This is a genomic window from Actinomyces sp. oral taxon 180 str. F0310, assembly GCF_000185285.1.
Lineage (GTDB): Bacteria > Actinomycetota > Actinomycetes > Actinomycetales > Actinomycetaceae > Pauljensenia.
In genome coordinates, this window is record NZ_GL622195.1 from 1 (window position 1) to 5,429 (window position 5,429).

Below are 5,429 nucleotides of genomic sequence, written 5' to 3' on the forward strand. Positions count from 1 at the left end.
GTGTGGGTGTTGTTTGTGAACTCGATAGTGTGTTTGTTTGTTTTTATGCCTGTTTTTTGTTTTTGAGTGTTTTTGGTTGGGATTGCTGGCCAGGCGGTTTTGTTTGGTTGGTTTTTCTGGGCTTTAACGTTTGTGTTTTTGTTCGGAGAGTTTGATCCTGGCTCAGGACGAACGCTGGCGGCGTGCTTAACACATGCAAGTCGAACGCTGAAGCTCAGCTTTTGTTGGGTGGATGAGTGGCGAACGGGTGAGTAACACGTGAGTAACCTGCCCCCTTCTTTGGGATAACGCCCGGAAACGGGTGCTAATACTGGATATTCACTGGTCTTCGCATGGGGGTTGGTGGAAAGGGTTTTTCTGGTGGGGGATGGGCTCGCGGCCTATCAGCTTGTTGGTGGGGTGATGGCCTACCAAGGCTTTGACGGGTAGCCGGCCTGAGAGGGTGACCGGTCACATTGGGACTGAGATACGGCCCAGACTCCTACGGGAGGCAGCAGTGGGGAATATTGCACAATGGGCGCAAGCCTGATGCAGCGACGCCGCGTGAGGGATGGAGGCCTTCGGGTTGTGAACCTCTTTCGCTCATGGTCAAGCCGCAACAATGGTTGTGGTGAGGGTAGTGGGTAAAGAAGCGCCGGCTAACTACGTGCCAGCAGCCGCGGTAATACGTAGGGCGCGAGCGTTGTCCGGAATTATTGGGCGTAAAGGGCTTGTAGGCGGTTGGTCGCGTCTGCCGTGAAATCCTCTGGCTTAACTGGGGGCGTGCGGTGGGTACGGGCTGACTTGAGTGCGGTAGGGGAGACTGGAACTCCTGGTGTAGCGGTGGAATGCGCAGATATCAGGAAGAACACCGGTGGCGAAGGCGGGTCTCTGGGCCGTTACTGACGCTGAGGAGCGAAAGCGTGGGGAGCGAACAGGATTAGATACCCTGGTAGTCCACGCTGTAAACGTTGGGCACTAGGTGTGGGGGCCACCCGTGGTTTCTGCGCCGTAGCTAACGCTTTAAGTGCCCCGCCTGGGGAGTACGGCCGCAAGGCTAAAACTCAAAGGAATTGACGGGGGCCCGCACAAGCGGCGGAGCATGCGGATTAATTCGATGCAACGCGAAGAACCTTACCAAGGCTTGACATGCACGGCGGCACTGCAGAGATGTGGTGGCATTTAGTTGGTCGTGTGCAGGTGGTGCATGGTTGTCGTCAGCTCGTGTCGTGAGATGTTGGGTTAAGTCCCGCAACGAGCGCAACCCTTGCCCTATGTTGCCAGCACGTGATGGTGGGGACTCGTGGGGGACTGCCGGGGTTAACTCGGAGGAAGGTGGGGATGACGTCAAATCATCATGCCCCTTATGTCTTGGGCTTCACGCATGCTACAATGGTTGGTACAGAGGGTTGCGATACTGTGAGGTGGAGCGAATCCCTTAAAGCCAGTCTCAGTTCGGATTGGGGTCTGCAACTCGACCCCATGAAGGTGGAGTCGCTAGTAATCGCAGATCAGCAACGCTGCGGTGAATACGTTCTCGGGCCTTGTACACACCGCCCGTCACGTCACGAAAGTTGGTAACACCCGAAGCCCATGGCCTAACCGCTTTTGCGGGGGGAGTGGTCGAAGGTGGGATTGGCGATTGGGACGAAGTCGTAACAAGGTAGCCGTACCGGAAGGTGCGGCTGGATCACCTCCTTTCTAGGGAGCCCTTTTTGTGGGGAGCAAGCGTGCATGGTGGCCTTTTGTGGTTGGTGTGTGGGTTTGTTCTTCTTGTGCTCGCATGTGTTCACTGCCCGCTAGTGGGTGGTGGGTGTGGGTGCGTTTTTTGGGGTTGGGCATAAATGTTGTAGCGAGCAGACACGCTGTCGGGTTCACGTTCAACACCGTGTTGGCGTCCACCTGTTGTGGTGGTTGGCCTGCATGACCTGCCTGGGGGGTTTGTTCTTGGGTGTGGTTGTGTGTGGTGGGTTGTTTGTGATTTGTATAGTGGTTGCGAGCATATTTGTTCTGTACTGTTTTTTGTGTTTTGTTTAGTTTTGTTGGGCATTCGGTGGATGCCTTGGCATCAAGAGCTGATGAAGGACGTTGCGGCCTGCGATATGCCTCGGGGAGCTGGCGAGCGAGCGTTATTATCCGAGGGTGTCCGAATGGGGGAACCTAACCTGGGTTGTGCTGGGTTACCATCATCTGAACGTGTATAGGGTGGTGGGGGGAACGCGGGGAAGTGAAACATCTCAGTACCCGTAGGAGAAGATATTCCGTGAGTAGTGGCGAGCGAAAGCGGAGGAGGCTAAACCAGATGCGTGTCAGAGGCGGCGGCCGTTGCGTGTTTGGTGTTGTGGGGCCATGTTGGATCCTTCTGCCGGGGGGTCGCGTCGCATTGTGTTGGGAGTTGAACAGTCTGGGATGGCTGACCGGAGAGCGTGAGAGTCGTGTAAGCGGACCTGTGTTGTGTGGCGTGGATGTGGTGCCCGAGTAGCGCGGGACTCGTGGAATCTCGTGTGAATCTGCCAAGACCACTTGGTAAGCCTAAATACTACTTGATGACCGATAGTGCATAGTACCGTGAGGGAATGGTGAAAAGTACCCCGGGAGGGGAGTGAAATAGTACCTGAAACCGTGTGCCTGTAAGCCGTCAGAGCCTTGTGGGGTGATGGCGTGCCTTTTGAAGAATGAGCCTGCGAGTTAGTGATACGTGGCGTGCTTAACCCGTGTGGGGTATGCGTAGCGAAAGCGAGTCTGAAAGATGGCGTTTGTCGCGTGTTCTAGACCCGAAGCGGGGTGATCTACCCATGGTCAGGTTGAAGCAGAGGTAAGACTGTGTGGAGGACCGAACCCACCAGGGTTGAAAACCTGGGGGATGAACTGTGGGTAGGGGTGAAAGGCCAATCAAACTCCGTGATAGCTGGTTCTCCCCGAAATGCATTTAGGTGCAGCGTTGCGTGGTCCCTGGTGGAGGTAGAGCTACTGGATGGCCGATGGGCCCGATGGGTTACTGACGTCAGCCAAACTCCGAATGCCATTAGGTGTAGCGTGGCAGTGAGACTGCGGGGGATAAGCTTCGTAGTCGAGAGGGAAACAGCCCAGATCATCAGCTAAGGCCCCTAAGCGTGCGCTAAGTGGGAAAGGATGTGGAGTCGCGGTGACAACCAGGAGGTTGGCTTAGAAGCAGCCATCCTTGAAAGAGTGCGTAATAGCTCACTGGTCAAGTGGTTCTGCGCCGACAATGTAGCGGGGCTCAAGCGTACCGCCGAAGCTGTGGCAACAACGCGTGATGCTGGCGCCAGGAACTGGAGTGCTGGTGTGTTGTTGGGTAGGGGAGCGTCCTGCACGAGGTGAAGCCTGGAGGGGACTTCTGGTGGATTGTGTGGGAGTGAGAATGCAGGCATGAGTAACGATTCTGCGGTGAGAATCCGCAGCGCCGATTGACTAAGGGTTCCAGGGCTAGGTTTATCCGCCCTGGGTTAGTCGGGTCCTAAGGCGAGGCCGACAGGCGTAGTCGATGGACAACCAGTTGATATTCTGGTACCGCGTTGTGACCGTCCATGCTGACGTCATTGTGCTAACCAATCTGCCCGCGCCCCGCCTCCGCTTTCGGGTGGTGGTGGTGTGTGTGGGTCTTGGGGTCCCGGTGATGGTAGGCAAGCGTGTTAACAGGGGTGACGCAGACAGGTAGCTGCAGTGCGCCGATGGTTGTGCGTATTTAAGGTTGTGGCCCGTCCCTCAGGTAAATCCGGGGGACATTGGGGGTGAGAACTGATGAGGGACACACGCGTGTGTGGACTTGTGGTGATCCTATGCTGCCGAGAAAAGCCTCGACGTGAGGGCATGACGCGCCCGTACCCTAAACCGACTCAGGTGGTCAGGTAGAGTATACCGAGGCGTTCGAGTGAATCATGGTTAAGGAACTCGGCAAAATTCCTCCGTAACTTCGGGATAAGGAGGACCCCGTGACTTCCCTCCGCCGCGCGTGGGGGTGGGGTTGTGGGGTCGCAGAGAATAGGGAGAAGCGACTGTTTATCAAAAACACAGGTGCGTGCGAAGCCGTAAGGCGATGTATACGCACTGACGCCTGCCCGGTGCTGGAAGGTTAAGAGGAACTGTTAACACCCCCCTGGGGTGTGAAGCGGTGAATTTAAGCCCCAGTAAACGGCGGTGGTAACTATAACCATCCTAAGGTAGCGAAATTCCTTGTCGGGTAAGTTCCGACCTGCACGAATGGCGTAACGACTTCTCCGCTGTCTCAACCATGAACTCGGTGAAATTGCAGTACGAGTAAAGATGCTCGTTTCGCGCAGAAGGACGGAAAGACCCCGGGACCTTTACTATAGCTTGGTATTGGTGTTCGCTTGGACTTGTGTAGGATAGGTGGGAGACTGTGAAGCTGCCGCGCCAGCGGTGGTGGAGTCGTCGTTGAAATACCATTCTGGTTCAAGCGGTCACCTCAACCTTGGCCCGTGATCCGGGTTGGGGACAGTGCCTGGTGGGTAGTTTAACTGGGGCGGTTGCCTCCTAAAATGTAACGGAGGCGCTCAAAGGTTCCCTCAGCCTGGTTGGTAATCAGGTGGCGAGTGCAAGTGTACAAGGGAGCTTGACTGTGAGACCGACGGGTCGAGCAGGTGCGAAAGCAGGAACTAGTGATCCGGCCATGGCACGTGGGTGCGTGGTCGCTCAACGGATAAAAGGTACCCCGGGGATAACAGGCTGATCTTGCCCAAGAGTCCATATCGACGGCATGGTTTGGCACCTCGATGTCGGCTCGTCGCATCCTGGGGCTGGAGTTGGTCCCAAGGGTTGGGCTGTTCGCCCATTAAAGCGGTACGCGAGCTGGGTTCAGAACGTCGTGAGACAGTTCGGTCCCTATCCTCTGTGCGCGCAGGAAACTTGACGAGGGCCGTCCCTAGTACGAGAGGACCGGGATGGACGAACCTCTGGTGTGCCAGTTGTACCGCCAGGTGCATGGCTGGTTAGCTACGTTCGGAAGGGATAACCGCTGAAAGCATCTAAGCGGGAAGCCTGCTCCAAGATGAGGTTTCCACGCCCCCACCGTGGGGTGAGAGGCCCCCGCCAGACGAGCGGGTTGATAGGCCAGAGGTGGAAGCACCGCGAGGTGCTCGAGAGCCGACTGGTACTAATGGGCCAACACTAAACAACAACACGCACCCCCCCCCACAAGGGGGCGGGCCGTGCAGCAAAAACCGCAACCACTATACAAACCACGATCAACCCACACCCCCCACCCCCCCGCCGCCAGGCGGGACGCGCAACAACGCAAACCCCTGGGGGGCGGTTGAACAACAAAACTTGTGGTGGTCACAGCACCGGGGAAACGCCCAGCACCATTCCGAACCTGGAAGCTAAGCCCGGCAGCGCCAATGGTACTGCAACCGACAGGTTGTGGGAGAGTAGGACACCGCCACAACACACCAAACAAGCGGACCGGGACA

General features: G+C 56.7%; 3 rRNA genes. All 3 read left to right on the top strand.

Going from position 1 to position 5,429, the window contains the following annotated elements:
- Positions 1-139: 139 nt before the first annotated feature.
- The 3 genes from HMPREF9006_RS10070 to rrf all read left to right on the top strand — a co-directional run bounded on the left by HMPREF9006_RS10070 (position 140) and on the right by rrf (position 5,404).
- A 16S ribosomal RNA gene (locus HMPREF9006_RS10070) occupies positions 140-1,680 on the top strand.
- Positions 1,681-2,009: 329 nt separating this feature from the next.
- Positions 2,010-5,136, top strand: a 23S ribosomal RNA gene (locus HMPREF9006_RS10075).
- A gap of 151 nt (positions 5,137-5,287) precedes the next feature.
- Positions 5,288-5,404 (top strand): 5S ribosomal RNA (gene rrf / locus HMPREF9006_RS10080).
- Together the 16S, 23S and 5S rRNA genes form the textbook arrangement of a ribosomal RNA operon.
- Positions 5,405-5,429: the final 25 nt, after the last annotated feature.